We start from the raw sequence: 23,472 nt of genomic DNA on the forward strand, positions 1-23,472 counted from the left end.
TCCTGGTTGTGTGCTTCCGTGAGGTAACGCAATGAGCTCGACTGACAGGCATAGGTCCGCTATCTGAGTGGACCGGACGTTTGAGTGTCTGTCCGAATGCTCGAGCGTATGGCCGTTCATGGCCGATGACTGCCTCACGCAATGGGCACACATCGCTCGAACTTCGCAAGGCCGCGATCGGCGACACGCGACCCGTTGTTGACGATGGACGAACACGCGTGGATGTCTCCAATTGAATGGCAACCCGCCGTACATTGATTGCGGCGCAAATCCGGCTTCGCCGACCTGCCACCGAGGATTCGCCCCGGAAGTGATTCATCGGGCAGCCTTTATATGCAGTTGAGCAAGCGGACTTGCTCTACATGCACAGCGGACGCCACTCCGTCGCAATCATAGTAACCACATGAGAGGCCTGCACTATTGTCGTCGCGGATGATCAAGAAAGAAGCGCAGCATTTCGGCACTCGCATCCGGACCAGTAGCGTCCGTATAACTGCCTCGTACATTGCCGCCTGCCCAAGCGTGCCCTGCGCCATGAATGGTCCACAACTCGGCGTCGATACCGTCGCCGGAAACCAGCCGCGAGACGGTACAGGCGCGTCGGCCCGCGTCGACCCGACGCCGTTCGCTGCCGGCGTCCGGCCGTGCGTCGAACCTCTGCACGAGCCGCGTGGCATTCGCTACGTGAACGGTGGCATCCGCGTCACCATGAAAGACGATCATGGGCCGTGTCGGTGACAAGTCTGTATCGCCTTGCACGCGCCGTGCGTTTCGGGAGTGCTTCCCGCCTTTCATCGCCGCGAGCGCGGAGGGTAAATTGTGCGCGCACCGTGCCGGAAGACCGGAATGCACGCCGACCGCGGCATACAGTTCGGGATACTCGGCGATCATGATCGCCGCCATCGCGCCCCCCGCGGACATCCCCGCGACGTACACGCGCGCAGGATCGACGTTGTGGGCCGAGATGATTTCGCGCGTGATGCCTGCGATCAGCGACGGCTCGCCGCGCTCGCGATGCTGATCGTCAGGTTTGAACCAGTTCCAGCACTTCGACGGATTCGCCTGCTGCGGTTGCACCGGATAAGCTACGAGACATCGATGCCGCTCCGCAAGCGCGTTCATCTGCGTGCCTGCTGCGAAATCGTCGGCGTCCTGCGTGCAGCCGTGCAGCATCACAATCAGTGGCAGCGGCTCGCCGGCGCCCCCCGCCGGCACATACAGCCGATATTGACGGCGACCGGCGGCATTCGCATACGCAAGCGTGATGAAATGTCCTCGTTCCTCCACGTCAAGGCAGTCTTCTCGCGCCTTGTGCGCGGTCGCGTCCTCGGTCTTTGCAAACGGGAAGACAACGGGCTCGGGCGTCTTGTCCCGCGACGCAGTTTCGTTCACTGCACCGACGCCTTCCCCTCGCAGTGCGCGTTGTATCGCTTCTGTCGCTTCGGCAACGCCGCGGGTACGCAGCAAAGTCATCGCTTCGTGCATTGAGTTCAGAAAGCCTTCGTTGAGTTTCATCACATTTGTCCGATTACCGGTGTTGAGGGGGTGGGCCTCGCGCGGCTAGTGGATTCTGCCGGCAAGTGCCGTCTTGACTGCGGGCGAAGCGTGAAAGGCTCCCAGCACCACGACGCTTTCGATAGTCGCGAGCGCGAGTTCCGGGGAGACATCGGCGGCAATGCTGGCCAATCCCAGGACCTGAATATTGAGACGCTCGCGCGCGGCTCGAATCGCCTCGAGATCCTGCCTAGAGAAATGCTGCAGCCCGAGCACGAGCGAACGACGCGCAACCGTTTCCTGGACGACCCGCGCATGTAGCGCGAGCTGGTTGCGAATCGCCGTTCTGATCAGGTCGGTCCGGTTCGCATAGAAGCCTTCTTCAACCATGAGATCGATCTGCCCGAGGTCGACGGGTCCGAGGTTGATCGTGATTTTTTCCGAGTCGCCGCCTTTCGAGCGGGGGGTGTCCAATACCGCGGGTTTCTTCATCGCACCATCCTTGTACCATCCATGTGGATGGTTATAGGACGGTTTTAGATGCGCCGCAACATAAAAATTTGGGGTCGAGACGCCTTCTAGGGCTCGCCGCATCGCTGGTCGTGGGGGCGTCAAGGCGCAAAACCATCAGAATAAGGCGCGAAATGGAGAGGTTCCCCGACCAGTTTTGACAAATTCAACTGCTATCCTTCAAAACTTGAAGCCGTTCACTATCGCGGCTTTATCCAGGTAGTTGCTGCCGCAGGTCTCGCCAAACGCAGTCCATCAGCGCTCAAAATCGGAATAGTCAACATCCCGCGAACCTCTCAACCCCGATGTCACTCGGGCAGCGAAAGCCGGTACTGCGGAACGGATTGCGCAGACCTCAACATGGACCAAGGATTACCAGCATACTGGCCCGGTAGAGCCTGAAATTCGTCGTATCGTTCGCACCGCCATGAGGGAGATATGCATAAACCCATCGACACTGAAACGATTCCGAGCAATGAATTGCAGCAGGTCAAGGCGACTTATGCCAAGCTTTGCGAGGACTACATTGCACATCGTAGCGATGGTGAATACCGGGACTATGTGCAATCGGTCATTGCCAACAACGCGAGTCTCGATCGCCACGTGCGCGCGTTCGAAATTTACGCACCGTATATCAAGCGTGGCATGAAAGTGCTCGACTGGGGATGCCGGCACGCGCCAGATTCGTGCATGCTTCGCACGCTCTACCATGACATCGATATATATGGCTGCGACATCTGCAAGGATGGGCAATTCGCGGAATTCCACGAGTACGCCGGGTTATCTTTCGCATCGCTCGATCATGAATTTCTGCTGCCCTACGAAGACAATCAATTCGATGTGGTGATCGGAAGCGGTGTACTCGAGCACGTGGCCCGCGAGCAAAAGAGCCTCGATGAGCTATGGCGCGTGCTGAAAAACGACGGTTTGCTGATAATCACATTTTTACCTAACCGCTTATCGGTGACCGAAAACGCGTGCAGAGTCATGAAGAAGTACACGGGCCATAATCGGCTATACAGTCTCAGCGACGCGAAGCGCCTGTTTCTCAGGTCGGGATTCGTACTGGAAGAATGCGGCTATCACCAGGTCTTTCCCACCTTCGCAAAAGGCATAAAGGGCGGCGGAGCGCTCAACGCACTGGCCAATATCGGCATGAAGCTGAACCGGCCTTTCGAGCGGATACCGATCGTGAATGCAGTCTCGGCTAATCTGTTTTTCATCCTCCGCCGCGTGCATGAGATGTAGCAGGCGGCCGCCAAGGCGACCTACCTCGCGGGATCATTGGGCAAGGCCGCGCCCTCCTGTTGCGACGTCACAAATCCTCTCAATGCAGGGGTGAGCCGGAAAACGAGCTTCTCGATCTCCACCACGAGGAAAAACAGGACGCCACCACCGACGAGCCACCCCCACGTCGACAAGGGCAGAGCCTCGGTGTGGAAAACGGCATGGAACGGGAACGTATAGGTGAACAGAAGCTGCAAGACCACGACGCCGGCTATTCCGTACCAGAGATAGCGATTGCCTGTATGGGCGCGCACGGACAGCGACGAATCGAGCAGATACCGGATGTTGAGCAGATAGAACACCTGGCCCAGCGTAATGGCGTTGACCGCGGCCGTGCGCGCCATCTGATCCGACGCCCCTTGCGACTTCATCCAGAAGAACGTCGATAGCGTATAGATCACGAGCGCCGCCCCGACGAACAGGATGCGCCAGATGCCGAAACGCGTGACGATCGGCCGGTCGATTGCGCGTGGCGAGCGGCGCATCACGTCTGCCTCGTGCGGCTCGAACGAAATGGTCAGGCCGAGCGCGACGGAAGTAACCATGTTGACCCACAGGATCTGCGGCGCCGTGATCGGCAGCGTGAAGGCGAACAGGATCGCCACCGCGATCACCGCGCCTTGCGCGACATTGGTCGGCAGCATGAACAGCATCGCTTTCTCGATGTTGTTGTAGACCGTGCGCCCTTCCTTCACCGCCGCGGAGATCGACGCGAAATTGTCGTCGGCGAGGATCATACCCGCCGCCTCCTTCGTCACCTCGGTGCCCTTGATCCCCATCGCGACACCGATGTCGGCTTTCTTGAGCGCCGGCGCATCGTTGACGCCGTCGCCCGTCATCGCGACGATCTGCCGATTCGCCTGGATCGCCTTGACGAGCCGCAGCTTGTGCTCGGGACTCGCGCGCGCGAACACGTCGACGCCGCGCACGCATTCCTGCAGCGCCGCATCGTTCATCGCCTCGATCTCGGTGCCGGACACGGCGGTCTTGCCGTCGCCGATGCCCAGCATTCTTGCGATTGCCGCCGCCGTGATCTTGTGGTCGCCCGTGATCATCGTCACGCGAATGCCGCCGCCGTGGCATTCGCGCACGGCGTCGATCGCCTCTTTGCGCGGCGGGTCCATCAGGCCCACGAGGCCGAGCAGCACGAGGGTACGCGGCAGGTCCTGCGGCCCGAGGCCGCCCGTACGCAGGCCCGGGTCCGACAGCCACGCGAGCCCGAGCACGCGCTCGCCTTGAGCGGCGAGCCGGTCGCCCTCCCTCGCGAAGTGCTCGCGATCGAGCGGCGCCGGGCCTTGCGCCGTCTGCTGCCGGTCGCAGTGGTCGAGGATCACCTCCGGCGCGCCCTTGACCAGCAGCATCTCGCCGTCCGTCGAACGGTTCAGCGTCGCCATGAACTTGTGCTCGGACTCGAAGGGGATCGCGTCGATCCTCGGCGCGGCGGCCGTCTCGGCGGCACGGTCCATGCCCAGCTTGGAAGCGAACGGATAGAGCGCGCCCTCGGTCGGGTCACCCTCCACTTTCCATTTGCCGTCTTCCTCGAAGAGCTCGGCGTCGTTGCACAACAGCGACACGCGGCCCATCAGCTTGAGCACGTCCGGCGCGGCGCCGAGCGGCTTGCCATCCGCGCTGACCTCTCCTTCGCTGGCGTAGCCGTCGCCTGTCACGGCATAGGCCGCTTCGGCCGTTACGACGGAGGTCACCATCATCTCCATCAGGGTCAGCGTGCCCGTTTTATCCGAGCAGATGCGCGAGACGGCGCCCAGTGTTTCGACCGCCGGCAGGCGGCGAATAATGGCGTTGCGCTGGGCCATGCGCTGCACGCCGATGGCGAGCGTGATGGTGATGAGCGCCGGCAGGCCTTCCGGGATGACCGATACCGCAATCCCCACGATGGCCTGGAACAGCTCGACGAAGGTCATGTGTCCGAGCCAGTGCCCCCAGGAGAAGAGCAGCACGCTGACAACGGCGATCACTGCCGTGATGACGTAGCCGAACTTCTTGATCTGGCGCAGCAGCGGCGTCTCGAGCGCGCTGACCTCGGCGAGCATCTGGTTGATCCGGCCGAGTTCCGTCTGGCTCCCGGTCGTCACCACGACGCCGGTTGCCCGGCCCGACAAGACCATCGTGCCGCAGAACGCCATGTTCTCGCGGTCGCCGACCGTGGCCTTGGCGGGTACCGGCGCGGTGCCCTTCTCGGCCGGGAGGGATTCCCCCGTAAGAGCCGCTTCTTCCGTGCGCAGGTTCCTGGCGTCGACGAGACGCATGTCCGCCGGGATTTTGTCGCCCGATTCCAGTAGCACGATGTCGCCAGGAACGAGTTCCTCGGCGGGGATCAAGCGAACCGCTCCGCCACGCATCACGCGCGCTTCCGCGGACAGCATGTTGCGAATCGAGTCGAGCGCCTTCTCGGCGCGTCCTTCCTGCAGGAAGCCGAGCAGCGAGTTGAGGATGACGACGGCCAGAATGACCGAGCCATCGAGCCACAGGCCCAGCATGAACTTGACGAAACCGGCCGCGAGCAGCACGTAGATCAGAACGTTGTGGAGCTGCATCAGGAAGCGTACGACCGGCCCCCTCTTCTTGCCCTGCGGGAGGCGGTTCGGCCCATAGGTGGACAGCCGCCCGGTCGCTTCCGTTGCATCGAGGCCCTGCGCGGGATCGACGTTGAACTGCCGTTCGATGTCACCGACCGGCATCGCATGCCACGGCGTCGCACTCTCAACTGAGCTCATCCTCGTGTCTCCCGGTTCCAGTGATTTCGGGTCAGGGGGCCGCTCTCAATGGTCTGGATCGTCCCCGGGTTGATCGGGTCTCGTCTCGTCCACCGCTTCAGCGTCGAGTTCCTCCCTCGCGGCGGCGAGATCGTTCATCTGCTCTTGCGTGGCTTTCGGATATTCGAGGTCGAGCTTCTCGACGGCCTCGACGATCGCGGCCGCGACGATGAGGCGCGTGAAAGGTTTGTTGTCGGCGGGCACGACGAACCACGGAGCCGCTTCGGAGGCCGTCGCGCGGATCGTCTCTTCATAGGCGTGCATATAGTCGTTCCAGTAGCGACGCTCGCGAACGTCGGCTGCGGAAAACTTCCAGTGCTTGTCGGGATTGTCGAGGCGATCCATGAATCGCCTCTTCTGCTCCCCGTACGACAGGTTCAGATAGAACTTGAGAATGACCACGCCCTGGCGCGTCAGATAGTCCTCGAAGCGCGCGATGTCGGCGAGCCGCTCGTCCCATATGTTGTTGCCGACCCGTGCCGGTGGGATCTTCTGCGCATGGAGCAGATGCTGATGCACGCGCACCACCAGCACCTCTTCATAGTACGAGCGGTTGAAAATGCCGATGTGCCCGCGCTCGGGCACTTTCCTCGAATAGCGCCAAAGGAAGTCGTGGGAGAGCTCCTCATCCGACGGCTGCTTGAACGAGATGACATCGCACCCCTGCGGATTGACGCGCGACATCACGTGCTTGATCGTCCCATCCTTTCCCGCGGCGTCCATGGCCTGGAACACCAGCAGCACGGACCAGGAATCCTGCGCGTAGAGGATCTCCTGCTCCATCGCGAGCCATTTCGACCCGCGCTGGAGTAGTTGCTGCGCCTCTTCCTTATGCATTCTGAGTCCCAGCGTCTCGCCGGGATCGAAATTCTTCAGAAAGAAATCTTTGCCGCTCGTGACGCGGAACGGATCGGTGTATGCCCGCAGCGCGTCGAGTATTTCCATGCGAACCATCGCTCTTTCTCCACGGCATCTGCATTCAGTTGCACGATTCGCGGATTGCATCGCAACCGCAGTCGTACTGTTCACAACTCTTTCTGATAATAGGTCACGCAAACGGAAACGTGCTCATCGGCAACGACGCTGCGCACCCGCGTAGCGACGGGAAACACACGTCTGAACGCTGCCACGTTCCGGACCGCCATGCCGGTCGATCACCGCCTGTCGGCCCCGTCGACCCAGTCGCGACAAGGCCGTCAGACGATAGGCATTACCTGTGCTTATCCTTCACCAGACAGCGCCAACAAAAATTGCCGAGCACAAGGTCGAGCCACGAACACGAACACGGGGAACAGCGGAGTAGTGGGCGTTACTCGCTATTGTCTTTATCTATGCGCTGCGTCGCATGCCACGGCTTTTGCTGTTTGCGAGTCCTCTCAACGTGACGATGATCCTGTCGACGCCGACGCAAGGCGGTCACTATCTCGCCGATGTGTTTGCGGGTCTGCTGCCCAGTGCGCTGACGATTGCAGCGCTCAAGCGCTGCATGCACCTGCGACGCGCAAAGCCGCGAATGCGCCGAGCTCGCGGTCCATGCCGGTGCGAACGGCATGAGCTGGACGCTCGGAAGCGGCCGCGCGGACTAACGTGAACGCGGCGCGGCTTGCGCCGCGCCGCCGTGGTTCGAAGCGAGTGGAAGACCGCGCGCTAGCCCGGCGCCCGCCCCAACACCTGCGAATCCGACGACGCCGTCGTCGACGTCTCGTCACGCCCATGCCCCATCGTCGTGACCGCATTGGTGCCGCCGGGCCGACGCACCGACTTCGCGTGCCGCTCGATCAATCGCTGCAGCAAACAGAACGCGCACAGCAGCGCGCCGATCACGATCCGCGTCCACCACGAACTGAGCGTGCCGTCGAACGTAATCAGCGTCTGGATCGTGCCCAGAATGCCGACGCCGAACAGCGAGCCGACCACATAACCGACGCCGCCCGTCAGCAGCGTGCCGCCGATCACCGTGGCCGCAATCGCATCGAGTTCCATGCCCTGCCCTTGCAGCCCATAGCCCGACAGCACGTAGAACGTAAACACCGCGCCGCCGAGCGCCGAACAGAAGCCGCTCAGCGCATACACGCCGACCCGCGTGCGCGCGACCGGCAGGCCCATCAGCAGCGCCGAGCGCGGATTGCCGCCGACCGCATACACGTTGCGTCCGAAGCGCGTGAAATGGGCGACATAGATCGCGGCCGCGAGCGTCACGGCCGCGATCAGCACGTTCGCCGATACCGAACCGACGCCGACACTGAGACGAAACGCGGAGATCGCCTTGAACGTCGGATCGGTGATCGTGATCGACTGCGTCGTGATCAGAAAGCACAGGCCACGCGCGAAGAACATCCCCGCCAACGTCACGATGAACGCCTGCAGGCGGAAGTAGTGAATCAGCGCGCCCTGCACCGCGCCGAACACCGTGCCCATCAACAGCACGATCGGAATGATGAGCCACACCGACACATGCATGTGCTCGGACAGCACGGCTTCGACGATCGTCGTCAGCGCGACGATCGAGCCCACCGACAGATCGATGCCCCCCGACACGATCACGAACGTCATGCCGATCGCGACGATCAGCAGGAACGCGTTGTCGACGAGCAGATCGAGCAACACCTGCCACGAGAAGAAACCGGTGTACATCACCGAACCAAAGCCGAACAGCGCGCAGAACAGCAGGACCGTCACCGCGATCGGCAGCGTGCGCGGATCCACCACGCGGGCGAGTGCTTCGAGAACGCGCGTCATCGTGCCACCCCGCGCGATTTGACGAGCGACGCGCCGAACGACACCGCGAGCGCGCGTGCCACCGGCGACTGGATCACGCTGACCGCGAGCACGACGGCCGCCTTCACGACGAGCGTCGCTTCCGGCGGCACGCCGATCGAATACGTGGTGTACGTGAGCGTCTGGATGATCAGCGCGCCGAGAACCGTGCCCGCGAAACTGAAGCGGCCGCCGAGCAGCGACGTGCCGCCGAGCGTCACGGCGAGAATCGCGTCGAGTTCGAGCAGCAAGCCCGCGTTGTTGCCGTCCGCGCTACGCACGTTCGAGCTGATCAGGATGCCGGCCAGCGCCGCGGTCAAGCCCGAGAAACCGTACACCGCGAATACGATCGCCTTCGAGCGCAAGCCGACGAGCCGTGTCGCAACCGGGTTCACGCCGATCGCGCGAATGAACAGGCCGAGCGCCGTGCCCTCCACCAGGGCGGCGGTCGCCAGCACGGCTACGGTCGCGATCCATACCGAGCACGGCACGCCGAGCCAGTAGCCGCCACCGACGAACAGATAGCCGGGCGCGCCGATCGGGATGATCTGCCCGGCGGTCAGCAGTTGCGCGATGCCACGGCCCGCGACCATCAGAATCAGCGTCGCGATGATCGGCTGCATGCCGACGAACGCGACGAGCAGCCCGTTCCACATGCCGCTCAAGATGCCGACGACGAGCGCGGCCAGCAGCGCCTGCGCGATCAGCGCACCGCTCGGCACGGCCTGGGTCGCGAGTATCGTCGCGGCCGCGGCGCCCGCGATCGCGACCACCGCGCCGACCGAAATATCGATGCCGCGTGTCGCAATCACGAGCGTCATGCCGATCGCGACCAGCACGAGCGGCGCCGCGCGATTCAGGATGTCGATCGGCGCGCCGAACAGGTGGCCGTCGAGCGTGCGCAGCGCGAGAAAATGCGGATTGGCCAGCAGGTTCAGTCCGCCCAGCAACACGAGCGTCACGCATGGCCACAGCAGCGGACGCTCCACCCCGTCGCGCGCGAACCAGTTCGATAGCTTCATTGGCCGCTCCCTGCGATGAGTCGGTAGATGTTGTCCTCGTTCGATGCCTTACCGGCCACCTCGGCGATCTTGCGGCGATCGCGCAGCACCGCGACGCGATGGCTCACGCGCAGCACCTCGCTGATCTCCGACGAGATGAACAGGATGGACAGGCCGTTCGCGCACAGCGCGAGCAGCCGGTCCATGATGTCGAACTTCGCGGCGACGTCGATGCCGCGGGTCGGCTCGTCGAGGATCAGCAGTTTGGGATCGGTTGCCAGCCAGCGCGCGAGCAGCGCCTTCTGCTGGTTGCCGCCGGACAGCAGCGCGATCGGCTGCTCGGCGTCGGACGCCTTGATGCCGAGCCGCTCGATCCACATATCGGCGAGCTCGCGCGCGCGTTGCCGGCTGATCTTGCGCCACCAGCCGCGCCGCGCCTGCAACGCGAGCATGATGTTTTCGCGGATCGACAGTTCGGCGACGATGCCTTCCTTCTTGCGGTCTTCCGCGCAATAGCCGATGCCGTGGCGCACCGCGTCGTGCGGCGTGCGCAGCCGCACGGCGCGCCCTTCGACGAGGATCGTGCCGCTGTCCGCGCGATCCGCGCCGAACAGAAGCCGCGCGGTTTCGGTGCGGCCCGAGCCGAGCAGACCCGCGAGGCCGAGAATCTTGCCGGCCTGCATCTCGAGATCGATCGGCTGCAAGGTGCCGCGACGGCCGACGCCGCGCAGCTCGATGAACGGCTGCGTGGCCGTTGCTTCCGTGTGGTCTTGCGCGACCTCCTGATCGTCGGCGGCCTGTCCTTCGTGCGCCGCTTCGCGCAGACGCGCGCTCATGCGCTCGTGGCCGACCATCTTCGCGACCAGCTGATCCGCGGACAGATCGCGCGCGAGATATTCGCCTTCGCGCTCGCCGTTGCGCATCACCGTGATGCGATCGGAGATCGCATAAGTCTGCTCGATGAAATGCGTGACGAACAGGATCGCAATGCCCGATCGCTTAAGATGTCGAAGTATTTTGAATAGCTGCGCGACTTCGCTGTCGTCGAGGCTCGAAGTCGGTTCGTCGAGAATCAGCACGCGCGCATCGACGGACAACGCTCGCGCGATCGCGACCATCTGCTGCACGGCGATCGGATAGGCGTCGAGCGAGCGCGTGACGTCGAGCGACACGTCGAGGCGCGCGAGCGCTTCCTGCGCGCGCCGCTTGATGTCGGGCCAGTCGATCGCGCCGAAGCGGCGCGGCTGCCGGCCCGCGAAGATGTTCTCCGCCACCGACAGATTCGGGCACAGGTTCACTTCCTGGTACAGCGTGCGCACGCCGGCCGCCTCGGCTTCCTGCGGCGACGCGAACGCGACCACCTCGCCGGCGAGGCGGATCGTGCCGGCATCGGGTGCGAGCACGCCGGTGAGCACGTTGATCAACGTGGATTTGCCGGCGCCGTTCTGGCCCATCAGCGTATGGACCTCGCCGGGATACAGGCGGAAGTCGACGTGTTGCAACGCCTTGACGCCCGGAAATGTCTTGCTGACGCCGGAGGTCGCCAGAATCGGTTCGCGCGCGCTCATGTCATTCTGTTGGCCTGGCGCGCCCGGCGGCGTGCCGCGCCGCGGCTGGTCCGGCTGATTCGGTTCGGTAGCGGAATGGGTCATGGACCTCGCTCGATCGGCTATGCATGGTTCGGCAGGCCCCAGCGGCATGCTCCCGCGGGCGCATGCTCCTGAAAAGAGACCGCCCGCTGCAGAAGAAAGCAGCCCGGGCGGTCAGGCACCACTGGAGAAACCTGTTCGATGCGTCCGTACTGCGCATCTCCTTCGCGCCGTGAGCCCGTTGGCCCCGGCGCCTGAACACCGCACACGCCGCGGCGCTCGCGCGAGCGCTGCCGCGGCGACGTTGCGCGCCGCGTCAGTACTTACGAGACGGCAGAGTTTGCGCGGCCACGCTCATCGGGAAGACAGTCTCCTGAGTCAGGATGCGCTTCGGCAGCGGCTTGCCAGCCACCACGTCTTTCACCGCCGACATCAGCTGCGGTCCGAGCAGCGGGCTGCACTCGACGTCGACGTTCATCTTGCCGGCGGCCATCGCCTGGAAGCCGCCCTTGGTTGCGTCGAACGAAACCACCACGACGTCCTTGCCCGGATGCATGCCGGCTTCTTCCATCGCCTGGATCGCGCCGAGCGCCATGTCGTCGTTATGAGCATAGACGACGTTGATCTTGTTGCCGTAGGTCTTGATGAACGCTTCCATCACCTGCTTGCCGCCGGCGAGCGTGAAGTCGCCGCTTTGCGACGCGATGATCTTGAACTTCGGATCGCTCTTGATCACTTCGATCAGACCCGCGTGGCGGTCGTTGGCCGGCGCGGAGCCGACCGTGCCTTGCAGCTCGGCGATGTTGACCGGACCTTTATCGTCCTTGTAGTGATCCGCGAGCCAGTGGCCGCCGCGCCGTCCTTCTTCGAGGAAGTCCGAGCCGATCATCGTCACGTACAGCGACGTGTCCTTCACGTCGATGTTGCGGTCGGTCAGGATCACCGGAATCTTCGCGGCCTTGGCTTCGAGCAGCACCGGTTCCCAGCCCGATTCGACGACCGGCGAGAACGCGATCACGTCGACCTTCTGCGCGATATACGAGCGGATCGCCTTGATCTGGTTTTCCTGCTTCTGCTGCGCGTCGGAGAATTTGAGGTTGATGCCGGCCTCCGTCGCCGCCGACTTCACCGATTCGGTATTCGCGGTGCGCCATGCGCTTTCCGCACCGACCTGCGCAAAACCGAGCGTAATTTTCTTGTCCTCGGCATGCGCGCCGGGCGTGGCCAGCGTCAGCGCTCCGAGACTCGCGCAAAGCGCGAGCGCGCCCAGAGCGCGACACGCGGCACGTCGTGTATTCGCCATGACAGTCTCCAATCGTTGTTGTGTAGACGACCCAGCGCTCTGCCCGGCCCTCGTGGCCCTCACGGCGCATGGATCGTGATGTAGCGTACTGTGCGAGGCGTTAACCGTCCAATCATATGATTCGCGCCCTCGATATCAATTTTGATATAGCGCGCGGGTCAGAGCATTGCCGCTCGCTGCCTCAGGTCGGCGTCATTCTCGGAGTGACCCAGCGAAACGTCAGATTGATGCGCTCGCCGCTCACGCGCGGCTCCTTCGGCACCCGATGACGCCACTGCGCCTGGGTGTCGCCTTTCATCACGAGCAGGCTGCCGCCCTTCAGCGAGAACGATTGCACGACGCCGCTGCGGTTGTGCTGCAGATCGAACCTGCGCGCGACGCCGAGGCTCACCGACGCGATCACCGGTTGCTTGCCGAGTTCGGGCTCGCGGTCCGCGTGCCAGCCCATGCTGTCGGCGCCACTGCGGTAGCGATTCAGCAGCACGCTGTTAAAACGCGCGCCGCTGGTCGCCTCGACGGCCGCCTTCAGTTCGGCGACGGCGGGCGTCCATGCTTGCGGCACGTTGCGGATGCCCGAGTACACGTACACCGCGTCCGGCTCGCCCTGCCAGGCGGTCAGACGCGGCAGTGCAACACGGCCGGCGGGCGTGCCCATCATGTCCTGGCGCCATTGCACTTCGTCGATCAGTCGGGCCAGCAGGCGTTCGGCGTCGGCCGCTGCGAGCCAGTCTGGATACCAGTCGACGTCGGGCATCGGCAGGTCGTTGAATAAATCGGTGCTCATCGGAATGTCTGGATGCAAGCGGACAAGTCAAAACCCTGACTATTATGGCGACACCGGCTCACCCGCTGATTCACGCGCGTTGCTCTTTCATTCGACGCGGCTCTCCGCGTTCCCTCTGTTCTTTCGCACGGACCACTTCCATGACACTTTCGGATCAGGCGCTCGCGCAGCTCTTTCGCGACGCGCGTACGCACAATGGCTGGCAGAACAAGCCGATCGACGACGCCGTGCTGCGCGAGCTGATGGAGCTCGTACTGCTCGGCCCGACCTCGGCCAATTCGAGTCCGGGCCGCTTCGTGTTCGTCAGGACGCCGGAGGGCAAGGAGAAACTGCGCCCGGCGTTGTCGGCTGGCAATCTCGAGAAAACGATGGCCGCGCCCGTCACGGTGATCGTCGCCATGGACATGGCCTTCTATGAGTATCTGCCGAAACTGTTTCCCCATGCGGACGCGCGCAGCTGGTTCGTCGGCAACGAGCGGTTGATCGCGGACACGGCGTTTCGCAATTCGACGCTGCAAGGCGGGTATCTGATTCTCGCGGCGCGTGCGCTCGGTCTCGACACTGGGCCGATGTCGGGCTTCGATCAGGCCAAGGTCGACGAAGCGTTTTTTGCGGGCACGACGCTGAAGTCGAACTTCCTGATCAATCTTGGCCACGGCGATCCGTCAAAGCTGTTTGCGCGCAGCCCGCGTTTTTCGTTCGACGAAGCGGCGCGCATAGTGTGACGGGGCGTTGATGATGGATGGCGCTGCGGGTGCGCGCCACGCGCTGGATCGGATCGCGTCAGGTCAGCACCGCGATATAAAAGACCACCGTGCCGATCAGCGCGCCGATGAAGCAGAAGCCCTCTTCGGCTTCGTCGCCATTCGAGCGCAGCCACGCGCCGACCGCACCGAACAGGCCCGCGATGCCGAGCGCGACGCACACCATCACGACGTCGAACAGCGCGCTTTTGCCGAGTTCGGAGAAATCGATGTTGCGTACGCCGACGTAAAGCGCAATCGCCATCAGCGAGATGCCGACGAGCGGCAGCATCACGTGGCTGCCCTCGCGCCCGACATGATGCTCATGATGAACATGATGCACGTCGTGCGCGTGATGCCACAGGTGGCCCGATTTGAGCAGCTTCATGGTGTGCCTCCCCCCGCCCGATCTTTCCCGGCGACAGAACCAGTCATGGCCGAAGCGCCCTACGCTGCCCCGGCAACAAGCTGGCTTGTTTCAAGCATACTCCACGCATGAATACGATTCAAAGCCCATTTAATTCGCTTGCATAGGCATTGAATGCGTGGCGCGCGGCCCTGTAAGTATGTGCTGAGCACGGAATGCGCCTGCCCCGGCGAACACCTTTCGTGGCGCGTCCCGGCGGCTTCGGGGCCGACGTATCGTGCGGTGCGGGAGCACGAATTTTGCGGCTACGGCAAGGGACTGAACATGTCGGTAGAATGATTCGCCGCGTTCCGTCAACCGATCGCCGCCGCGCTATCGCTGCCCTTCGGCCCCTTCCCGCTCTGATCCTCTTTATGCGACGTTCATCGTTTCTTGTCCGCATCATCCTGATTGGCATCCTGCTGCATATCTATGTCGGCTTGCGCCTAATTGCCGACATGCCGATCGACGCGGCCGGCCGCGGGCTGTGCGTGCTGTGGCTCGTGCTGTCGATCTACCTGATCCCGGTCGGCATGATGGCGCGCGGCTTCAAGCGCCAGCCGCTCGGCGACCGTCTCGCGTGGGTGGGCCTGCTCGCGATGGGCTTCTTCTCGTCCCTGCTGGTACTGACGTTCGCGCGCGACCTCGTGCTGGCGTCGCTGCTGACGATCGACGCGATCTGGCCGAACACGCTCACGATCGCGCATTGGCGCACCGGCTCGGCGGCGGCGGTGCCGCTGCTCGCGCTGCTGTCGACGCTGATCGGCCTGTTCAACGCGCGCCGTCGCGCGCGCGTCGTCACGATCGACGTGCCGATCGACGATCTGCCTGCCGCGCTCGACGGCTTCACGATCGTGCAGATCAGTGACATCCACGTCGGCCCGACGATCAAGGGCCGTTATGTCGATGCGATCGTCGACGCGGTGAACCGGCTCAAGCCGGATCTGATCGCGGTGACGGGCGACGTCGTCGACGGCAGCGTGCCGCAGCTGAGCCGGCATACGCAGCCGCTGTCGCGGCTCGCCGCGCGGCACGGTGCGTTTCTCGTGACCGGCAATCACGAGTACTACTCCGGAGCGAACTCGTGGATCGCCGAATTCCGCCGGCTCGGCTTGCGGGTGCTGCTGAACGAACACGTGATCGTCGACCATGACGGCGCGCGCGCCGTCATCGCCGGCGTCACCGATTACTCGGCGGGTCATCACGACCCCGCGCATCGCAGCGACCCGGTCGCGGCGCTCGCTGGCGCGCCGGGCGACGTGCTGATCAGGGTGCTGCTCGCGCATCAGCCGCGTTCGGCCGAAGCGGCCGCGGCGGCCGGGTTTACGCTGCAGTTGTCGGGTCATACGCACGGCGGTCAGTTCTTTCCGTGGAATTTCTTTGTGCGCCTGCAACAGCCGTTCACGGCAGGCCTCGCGCGCCTGAACGGACTCTGGGTTTATACGAGTCGCGGTACGGGCTATTGGGGTCCGCCGAAACGACTCGGTGCGCCTTCGGAAATCACGCGTTTGAGACTCGTGCCGGGCGAACCGGATTGAACTCAACATTTGCAGTCCGGAGCAATTAATTACGGCCTGTCTACGATACGGCTGTAGCAAACCCACATGCGCACTCTCCGCCGATCTCGGCTTGACTGAACTTTGCGCCACCCTCTAAAATCTGCGCAATTCTTTTTAACCGGAATCACGATCTTGGACAGTAGCAGCTGTACCAGCCGAGTATCGATTCGCCCGCTCGCCTGAGCGGCAGGATTTCCGCGTCAGGTGTCCCTTTCGCCGTCCTGCCCTTGGGCTCGATGGCGCACGTCGCTCTCATTTCATTGTCATTCGCGTACTGTCGGTGAAGCGCAGCGTGGCTCGATGCCATGCCGATGCCGCACGCTTGCGGCCGCTGCTCGCGTGTGCGCGCGTATTTCGTTCCACCCTCATGCGCTTACCGTGCACGAGGTAGACGACCCGACGTTCCCACGCGTAGGCTTCACCCTGCGGCAGCACGCACGCCAACCTTTCTGAACGATGACACTCGAATTCTTCCTGCGGCTTCTGACCGCTTTTGCTTGCGGCGTCGCGATTGGCCTCGAACGACAGATGCGCCAGCGCACTGCCGGCCTGCGCACGATCACGCTCGTGGCGAGCGGCGCGTGCCTGTTCGTCACGCTCGGCGTGCTGACCGGCAACGGCGTCAGCGGCGTCACGCAGATTGCCGCCTATGTGGTGTCCGGCGTCGGCTTTCTTGGCGGCGGCGTCATCATGCGCGACAAAGGCTCGATCCAAGGGATCAACACCGCGGCGACGCTGTGGTGCTCGGCGGCCGTCGGCGTGTTGAGCGGCGCGGGACATTACGGACCGGCGCTCGCGGGCACCGCGGTCGTGCTGCTGGCCAACACCGCGCTGCGTGAAGTGAGCCGGATGATCAACTCGACGCCGGTTTCAAACGCCGACCTCGTGCGCGAGTACGTGCTGACGATCGTCTGCCGCGAAGCCGACGAGATCAACATTCGCGCCGCGATTTCCAACTCGATGTACTCGGCGCCGCTGTCGTTCCAGAGCCTCACGAGCGAGGATGTCGAGGACGAACCGGCGCGCATTCGCGTGACGGCGACGCTGACGATGCATCCGAAGGATCAATCGAAGCTCGAACAGATGGCGAGCCGCCTGAGCATGGAAAAGAGCGTGTCCAGCGTCAGTTGGACCGCGCGGGAAGCGGAGCCGACGCCCGAGTGAAGCGTGGCGCGTAAGTCTCCTTTGTTCGCGCGCATCGTCTACACTTAGCGGGCAGCAGATTCAGATAATGTTAATTCCGCGTCGTGAACGTGGACGGTCCCATAACCTTCGACTAAGCTCTGTCACCGTGATTTGTTCACACTCAACCAGGGAGTCTCGAATATGGAACACGGCATCATCGCATGGATCATCATCGGCGCGATCGCGGGCTGGCTCGCGGGTGTGCTGGTCAGGGGCGGCGGCTTCGGCCTGATCGTCGACATCATTGTCGGGATCATCGGCGCGTTCATCGGCGGGTGGCTCGCCGGCGTGCTGCATATCACGCTTGGCGGCGGCTGGATCGGCTCGATCATCACCGCGTTGATCGGCGCGGTCATTCTGCTGTTTATTATCCGGCTCGTGCGACGAGGGTCCTGAGCACGGCATCCGACGTCATCAAGCGCCAGCGGGTTCGAATCGCTGGCGCTTTTTTATGGCCTGTTGCTTCTGCTGTTATCGCTGCGGTTGTGGCCGCCGCAGAATCAGGCCGGCAGCATCGACCCTGTATCGCGCAGCCGCGTATGCCATGCAAACGCCTGATCGAGGCAATGCGGCGTCTGCCCTCCCCAAAGCGACGCATCACGGTAGTAGTCGCGCAACAGCTCGCGATACCGCGGATGTACGCAATGCTCGATGATCAGCGTCGCACGTTCGCGCGGCGCGAGGCCGCGCAGATCGGCGAGACCCTGCTCGGTGACGACGACGTCGACGTCGTGTTCGTTGTGATCGCAATGCGGCACCATCGGCACGATGCTCGAAATGCGGCCGTCCTTCGCGGTCGACTTGCTCGCGAACACCGCGCACGACGCATTGCGCGCAAAGTCGCCCGAGCCGCCGATGCCGTTCATCATATGCGTGCCGCCGACATGCGTCGAATTGACGTTGCCGTAGATATCGAATTCGAGCGCCGTATTGAGCGCGATCAGACCGAGCCGCCGAATCACCTCGGGATGGTTGCTGACTTCCTGCGGACGCAGCACGAGCCGGTCGCGATAGCGCTCGATATCGCCGAATACCTGCGCCTGCCGCGCGGCCGACAACGTGATCGACGCGCCGGACGCGAACGCGACCTTACCAGCGTCCATCAGATCGAACGTCGAATCCTGAAGGACTTCCGAATAAATTTCGAACACCTCGAAAGGCGAATCGACGAATCCTGCCAGGACCGCGTTGGCGATCGTACCGATGCCCGCCTGCAGCGGCGGCAACTGCTTCGGCATGCGGCCACGCGTGACTTCGCGCTGGAAAAATTCGATCAAATGACCGGCGATCAACGCGGTTTCCCGATCCGCGGGCAAGACCGTGGACGGGCTGTCGGCCATGTCCGTCATCACGATCGCCGCGATTTTCTCGGGCGGAATCTCGATAGCGGGTGTGCCGACGCGATCCCGCGCGCGCACGATCGGCAGCGGCTCGCGATGCGGCCGGCGCCCCGGAATCCAGATGTCGTGCAAGCCTTCGAGCCCGAGCGGCTGCGCAAGGTTGATCTCGACGATGACCTGGTCCGCGAGAATCGCGAAGCTCGCCGAATTGCCGACCGACGTCGTCGGCACGATACCGCCGCTCTCCGTGATCGCGGCGGCTTCGATGATCGCGACATCAAGCTTGCCGAGCTGGTTCGCGCGCAGCATCTCGACGGTCTCGGACAGATGCTGATCGACGAACATCACTTCGCCGCGATTGATGGCGTCGCGCAGCGTCTTGTCTACCTGAAACGGCAGACGGCGCGCGAGCACATGCGCTTCGGTCAGCTTGCGGTCAACGTCATGACCGAGCGAGGCGCCCGTCATCAACGTGATGCGCAGCGGCTCGCCCAGCCGGCGCGCACGCTCGGCCAGCGCGACCGGCACGGCCTTCGCGTCGCCCGCGCGCGTGAAGCCGCTTGCGCCAACCCGCATGCCGTCGTGAATCAGAAGCGCCGCGTCGGCGGCCGTGGTGATTTTTCCGCGCAGCGCGGCGCAGCGAATTCGGTCTTCGTACATGAAAGGGAGTCTCTCCATAGTCGCCAGCTCCGTCTACTGGTGCGCACGTCTGCGGTGTGCTTCGCTCGATAGGCGGTTGCCGCACCCGCCGCGGCGTCTCGATCGGACGGCGTCGCGAGCAGGTGTTGGGTCGCGCGATAGGGTCGGCGACAGGTGTTGCGCGTGAGGCAGCCGGACTCAGCTGCCGAAGTAGATGTTGCAGAAGCTCATCGGGCCGACACATTCATCAGCTTTCGCTTTCGGCGCTTCCACATGCTTGCGCGGGGCAACCTTATCGGTGCGCTGGACATCCGCTTGCGCAACCTGCTGCTCCGGCGCGGCCGGCGCCGTCTGTGCATAGGCGGCGGCAGCGGTGGACAAAGAACAGGCAATCAGGACCATCTTCAACACTTTCATCTCGTTCTCCAGGACTTACGACTACTGCGACGAATACTGCGAGGCAGTGACGAAACTATATGACCGCCACCTACGCGAATAAACGGGGCCGCCCGGAAGGGATCTTTCCATCTGGCAGAAAGATCCCACGCAGCATTGCTCAGCGACGATTGAAGGGCGCGTCCTTGTCGAGCAACGCGCTGCGAATGAAGTGCAGACAGCTCAAGATACGTTGCAGATCGTGATGCCGGTCGCGCTCGGCGTGCACTGCCTGCAGCATGTCTTGCGCGAGCCAGGTGGCCGAGCGCACGGCGACGAGTGCGCGTTCGAGCGAACGTGGACCTGGGCGTTCGAAGAGCCGGGCGAGATCGTCGCACGTGTGTTCGATCACGCTGCGCCAACGCGGCTGAAGGATGTCTGCATAATCGGCGCGTGCGGCTTCGTTGCGCAGATCGACGACGGCGTGACCTACTTCGATCGTCGCGAGCATCCAGCGAAGTGCGTCGCGCCGTCGTCGTGAACGGTGCGTCAACAGCACGCGCAGTTGCGAAGTCAGATCATGCGTGCCCGACTGGAAACGTTGGTTCAGACCCGGCAGCGCGTCCTTGCATGCCGACACCGTTTGCGCTCGCAGGTCGCCCATGATCCGGTCGATGAGCCAGCGCATATCGGCGGGAAAGAGCACCGCGAAAACAACCGCTGCGAGCAGCATCGACGCGCTCAGCGCGATGCCGTTGTTGATCAGCAGATCGGGCACGTAGCTGACGACGTTGTCCGGCCCGGCCAGCAGACAGAAGAACACCGAAAAGCCGATGCCAAGCCCAGCCGCGCCGCGACGCGTCGCGATGAATGCGCCGAGCGCGAGCACCGGCGCGAGTACCGCGCAAAGCAGCAGGAAACCATCGATGTTCGGATACACGTAGCACATGAACACATAGCCGGCCAGCGTCGCGAGCACCGCGCCGATCGCCATCTGGATGGCCATTCTGGTGGCGCCTGGCGCCGTGGACGTCAACGCGCAGACCAGTGTTGCGCCAATCACGGCGAGACCGCCGCTCGGCCAGTTGGTCGCGATCCAGAACGCACCGGCGATTCCGATGACGACAGCCGAGCGCACGAACGTGAACAATACGGCGAAGTGGTTTGTGCGGCTTATAGGTCTGCTTATGCGGTGGCTCTTGGTTGGGCTTGAGCTGCATCGTAGGCTGTGCTGCCGGCTTGCTGTTTTGCGCCACAAGCATGCATAGGTTTGCGAATAATTTATCCATTCGCCCACGAATCGATACAGCAATTCGGCTGCCGTGTCGAAGTCCGCAAGCGATTCCGCGGACGCGGCTTCGAGTGGCCGCCTGGTTTCGCGTACCCGGCGTGGCAAGCTCGCTCGAAAGGGGCACAGACCGGCTGCTGCGTGCGATGCTTCGAGGCCGGCTTCAGCTTTTGCTTCGAACAAGGCTCCCAGTTCGTCGAGGTACGGACCGATGGCCGCGAGTATCGACACAGCGCGGCTGGCGCGCAACCGTTTGAGCAACTGATTCAGCGCATGCAGACGCGCGCACGCATCCATGAATTCGCTGTTCAGACCCGCCAGATGCGCACTGCGCGAGCGCATCGCCGGATCTTCGAATGCGACGAACGTGCGGGTTGCTTCGAAGCCAGCGATTTCGTCGACGAAATCCGCGAAACGCCGTTCGAACTGATTGCGCTCGAGCCCGCGTGCGAGCACGTCGACAGCATACGCAGTAAAATTCGCGTACCTGATCTGAAGGTTACGTCGCAGCGCAAGGATCGAGCGCTGGGGCAGCAGCAACGCGCTGACCGCGCTCGAACACACGATGCCGACCGCCACTTCCGCGGCACGCGTGAGTGCGGCGAGGAATAGTCCCTGAGGCGTCGTCACGTTTGGAATGCCGATCAGCGCGGCGGTGTAACCCGCGAGCACAAAACCGTACCATCTGAAATGCCGATACCGGACCGCCGCAGTAATACAGGCGCTCACCCACACGATCATGCCGAGCATGTACAGTTCGGGCTGCTGAACGAACAGCCCGCCGAGCACGAGCGCGGCCACGGTCCCTACTGCCGTTCCGAGAATCCGGTAAAAGCTCTTCGCGAGCACCATGCCGCTGAACGGTTGCATCAACACAAAAACAGTGGTCATCGCAATGCGCGGCTGCGGCAGATCGAGCAGCATCGCGATGCCCAGCGCCAGCAGACCAGCGGTGACCGTCTTCAGCAGATGCAGCCAGGTCAGACCGTCGCTGCTGGCCCAGTCGCGCACGGCGCGATTGAGTTTGGCTCGGCTGAGGCGTCGCCGCATGACGCCGCGCGGACCGACGAAATCCGCCGACGGTTCGGTCGCATGATCGGGTTTCATCTGAAAACAGTGCACCCCACGTGGTCGCTGTGAGAGCCTCCGGACAGAATGGCCGACACCGGCAGGCGAGGCGCCGATTGTAGGAGTCCGCGATGTGTACATTAAGCCGATGGGTGCAGAACATCTGTTCCAGAACGGACAACAATAGTGTTCTGAGACTGACGGAAAATATGATCTTGAACATGAAACAGAAGGTTTGATGGACACGCTACAAAGTATGCGAGTGTTTGTGCGCGTGGTTGAAGCCGGTAGCTTCACCGCGGCCGCGCAATCGCTCAATTCAACGACCGGCGCGATGTCTCGCGCGGTCTCGGAGCTTGAAGCACATCTGCGCACGCGCCTGCTGAATCGCTCGACGCGTCGGCTTGCGCTGACCACCGCCGGCGAGCGCTATCTGAAACGATCGCAGCAGATCCTCGCGGATGTCGATGTTGCGGAAGAAGAAGCCAGTTGCGCACACGAGCGACCAACCGGCGCACTGCGCATGCATAGCTTTGCGAGCATCGGCCAGCACTACGTCCTGCCGGCCATTTCGCGTTACCGCGAGCTCTATCCTGATGTGACCGTCGAGTTGACGCTATCGCAGCGCATGCCCGATCTCTTCGAGGGCAGCGCCGACGTGGCCGTGATCGGCGCATCGACGCTGCCGAATTCGGACCTCGTATCGTTTCCGCTGGGGACGACGTTCAGCATCCTGTGCGCATCGCCGGCCTACGTGCGGGCGCACGGCGCGCCGCAAGAACCGGCTGACCTTGCGCATCACGAATGTTTGATCCTGCATACGCCGGCGTTCCTGCCACATGAATGGACGCTCGACGGCCCGAACGGCAGTAAGTTGATGGAAGTCGACGGCCCCGTGCATGTGAACATCGCCGAATCATTGATCGTGGCGATCCGAGAAGGCATGGGTATCGGCATGGTGCCGCTCTACGCGACCATTTCCGGGTTGCGCGATGGCACGTTGGTGCGCGTGTTGCCGGAATATACGCTGCAAAAGACGACTGTTTATGCGCTCTATCCGTCGCGCAAATTCATCGATGCAAAGACGCGCACGTGGGTCGAATTCTTGCGCTCGCATTTGCCGAAGGTGATTGCGCGCGACGAAGCATTGCTTGCTGAGGTCGGGCAACTAGGGGGCGGAGATGACCCAGTGCAGCTGGTTGGAGTTGCCCCTGTAACTCAGGACACGCGGACACCGTTAGGTTGAACCGCCCCGGATTTTGTGGAGGCTCCAACTCTTGAGAGAATGGAGCCATGAACAAGAAGGTAACCAAGTTTTCCCCGGAAGTCCGGGAGCGCGCAGTGCGCCTGGTGCGCGAGCAGCGTAGCGA

Annotated in this window: 19 protein-coding genes and 1 pseudogene; 7 read left to right on the forward strand and 13 right to left on the reverse strand. The window is 63.1% G+C overall.

Annotated features, from left to right (window positions below; genetic code table 11):
* Window positions 1-417: 417 nt before the first annotated feature.
* Together F6X39_RS34390 and F6X39_RS34395 are read right to left on the reverse strand one after the other, a co-directional pair.
* The gene (locus F6X39_RS34390) at window positions 418-1,515 is read right to left on the reverse strand and encodes an alpha/beta hydrolase family esterase (RefSeq protein ID WP_187619896.1); all 1,098 of its coding nucleotides are present in this window, start codon (window positions 1,513-1,515) and stop codon (window positions 418-420) included.
* Window positions 1,516-1,560: 45 nt separating this feature from the next.
* Window positions 1,561-1,986, reverse strand: coding sequence for a CopG family transcriptional regulator (locus F6X39_RS34395; protein WP_187619897.1), 426 nt, complete (start codon window positions 1,984-1,986; stop codon window positions 1,561-1,563).
* A gap of 456 nt (window positions 1,987-2,442) precedes the next feature.
* Here F6X39_RS34395 and F6X39_RS34400 point away from each other — a divergent pair, with 456 nt between their 5' ends.
* Window positions 2,443-3,252, forward strand: a complete 810-nt coding sequence (locus F6X39_RS34400; RefSeq protein WP_090806167.1) for a class I SAM-dependent methyltransferase — start codon at window positions 2,443-2,445, stop codon at window positions 3,250-3,252.
* Window positions 3,253-3,272: 20 nt separating this feature from the next.
* Here F6X39_RS34400 and F6X39_RS34405 read toward each other — a convergent pair whose 3' ends face one another.
* Together F6X39_RS34405 and F6X39_RS34410 are read right to left on the reverse strand one after the other, a co-directional pair.
* Window positions 3,273-6,026: an HAD-IC family P-type ATPase gene (locus F6X39_RS34405; RefSeq protein WP_187619898.1), complete on the reverse strand. Its 2,754-nt coding sequence runs from the start codon at window positions 6,024-6,026 to the stop codon at window positions 3,273-3,275.
* Between the two features lie 45 nt (window positions 6,027-6,071).
* Complete coding sequence (locus tag F6X39_RS34410; protein ID WP_187619899.1) at window positions 6,072-7,019, reverse strand: polyphosphate kinase 2 family protein; 948 nt, start codon at window positions 7,017-7,019, stop codon at window positions 6,072-6,074.
* 361 nt (window positions 7,020-7,380) lie between these two features.
* Between F6X39_RS34410 and F6X39_RS34415 the strand changes: the two are divergent.
* Window positions 7,381-7,656, forward strand: a pseudogene (locus F6X39_RS34415) (phosphatase PAP2 family protein); the annotation flags it as partial.
* A gap of 56 nt (window positions 7,657-7,712) precedes the next feature.
* On the opposite strand, the gene yjfF reads toward F6X39_RS34415, so the two are convergent.
* The 5 genes from yjfF to F6X39_RS34440 all read right to left on the reverse strand — a co-directional run bounded on the left by yjfF (window position 7,713) and on the right by F6X39_RS34440 (window position 13,499).
* A complete protein-coding gene (yjfF, locus tag F6X39_RS34420; protein ID WP_187619901.1) occupies window positions 7,713-8,804 on the reverse strand; it encodes a galactofuranose ABC transporter, permease protein YjfF in 1,092 nt (363 codons plus the stop codon).
* Complete coding sequence (locus F6X39_RS34425; RefSeq protein WP_184069082.1) at window positions 8,801-9,844, reverse strand: ABC transporter permease; 1,044 nt, start codon at window positions 9,842-9,844, stop codon at window positions 8,801-8,803. Before F6X39_RS34425 ends, yjfF begins: the two co-directional genes overlap by 4 nt.
* On the reverse strand, window positions 9,841-11,475 hold the full coding sequence (locus F6X39_RS34430; RefSeq protein ID WP_187619902.1) for a sugar ABC transporter ATP-binding protein: 1,635 nt from the start codon (window positions 11,473-11,475) through the stop codon (window positions 9,841-9,843). Before F6X39_RS34430 ends, F6X39_RS34425 begins: the two co-directional genes overlap by 4 nt.
* A 253-nt stretch (window positions 11,476-11,728) precedes the next feature.
* Window positions 11,729-12,715: an ABC transporter substrate-binding protein gene (locus F6X39_RS34435; protein ID WP_090806177.1), complete on the reverse strand. Its 987-nt coding sequence runs from the start codon at window positions 12,713-12,715 to the stop codon at window positions 11,729-11,731.
* A gap of 181 nt (window positions 12,716-12,896) precedes the next feature.
* Complete coding sequence (locus F6X39_RS34440; protein ID WP_187619903.1) at window positions 12,897-13,499, reverse strand: alpha-ketoglutarate-dependent dioxygenase AlkB family protein; 603 nt, start codon at window positions 13,497-13,499, stop codon at window positions 12,897-12,899.
* 140 nt (window positions 13,500-13,639) lie between these two features.
* Here F6X39_RS34440 and F6X39_RS34445 point away from each other — a divergent pair, with 140 nt between their 5' ends.
* On the forward strand, window positions 13,640-14,224 hold the full coding sequence (locus F6X39_RS34445) for a malonic semialdehyde reductase (RefSeq protein ID WP_090806181.1): 585 nt from the start codon (window positions 13,640-13,642) through the stop codon (window positions 14,222-14,224).
* Between the two features lie 58 nt (window positions 14,225-14,282).
* On the opposite strand, the gene F6X39_RS34450 is transcribed toward F6X39_RS34445, so the two are convergent.
* Window positions 14,283-14,630: a hypothetical protein gene (locus F6X39_RS34450; RefSeq protein ID WP_184069074.1), complete on the reverse strand. Its 348-nt coding sequence runs from the start codon at window positions 14,628-14,630 to the stop codon at window positions 14,283-14,285.
* Window positions 14,631-15,022: 392 nt separating this feature from the next.
* Here F6X39_RS34450 and F6X39_RS34455 point away from each other — a divergent pair, with 392 nt between their 5' ends.
* The 3 genes from F6X39_RS34455 (at window position 15,023) to F6X39_RS34465 (ending at window position 17,788) form a co-directional block, all read left to right on the forward strand.
* Window positions 15,023-16,186 (forward strand): metallophosphoesterase, encoded by a 1,164-nt coding sequence (locus tag F6X39_RS34455; protein ID WP_187619904.1) that lies wholly within the window; start codon window positions 15,023-15,025, stop codon window positions 16,184-16,186.
* A 477-nt stretch (window positions 16,187-16,663) separates the two neighbouring features.
* Entirely contained in the window at window positions 16,664-17,371 is a 708-nt protein-coding gene (locus tag F6X39_RS34460; RefSeq protein ID WP_090806188.1) for an MgtC/SapB family protein, read from the forward strand.
* 162 nt (window positions 17,372-17,533) lie between these two features.
* A complete protein-coding gene (locus tag F6X39_RS34465) occupies window positions 17,534-17,788 on the forward strand; it encodes a GlsB/YeaQ/YmgE family stress response membrane protein (protein ID WP_187619905.1) in 255 nt (84 codons plus the stop codon).
* 104 nt (window positions 17,789-17,892) lie between these two features.
* On the opposite strand, the gene F6X39_RS34470 is transcribed toward F6X39_RS34465, so the two are convergent.
* The 3 genes from F6X39_RS34470 to F6X39_RS34480 all read right to left on the reverse strand — a co-directional run bounded on the left by F6X39_RS34470 (window position 17,893) and on the right by F6X39_RS34480 (window position 22,141).
* On the reverse strand, window positions 17,893-19,392 hold the full coding sequence (locus F6X39_RS34470; protein WP_187619908.1) for an acetyl-CoA hydrolase/transferase family protein: 1,500 nt from the start codon (window positions 19,390-19,392) through the stop codon (window positions 17,893-17,895).
* Window positions 19,393-19,569: 177 nt separating this feature from the next.
* Window positions 19,570-19,788 (reverse strand): hypothetical protein, encoded by a 219-nt coding sequence (locus F6X39_RS34475; RefSeq protein ID WP_187619906.1) that lies wholly within the window; start codon window positions 19,786-19,788, stop codon window positions 19,570-19,572.
* 139 nt (window positions 19,789-19,927) lie between these two features.
* Complete coding sequence (locus tag F6X39_RS34480) at window positions 19,928-22,141, reverse strand: FUSC family protein (RefSeq protein WP_187619909.1); 2,214 nt, start codon at window positions 22,139-22,141, stop codon at window positions 19,928-19,930.
* Between the two features lie 199 nt (window positions 22,142-22,340).
* Between F6X39_RS34480 and F6X39_RS34485 the strand changes: the two genes are divergently transcribed.
* Complete coding sequence (locus tag F6X39_RS34485) at window positions 22,341-23,348, forward strand: LysR family transcriptional regulator (protein ID WP_187619907.1); 1,008 nt, start codon at window positions 22,341-22,343, stop codon at window positions 23,346-23,348.
* Window positions 23,349-23,472 lie beyond the last annotated feature (124 nt).

Source organism: Paraburkholderia sp. UCT2, from assembly GCF_014397665.1.
Classification (GTDB): domain Bacteria; phylum Pseudomonadota; class Gammaproteobacteria; order Burkholderiales; family Burkholderiaceae; genus Paraburkholderia; species Paraburkholderia tuberum.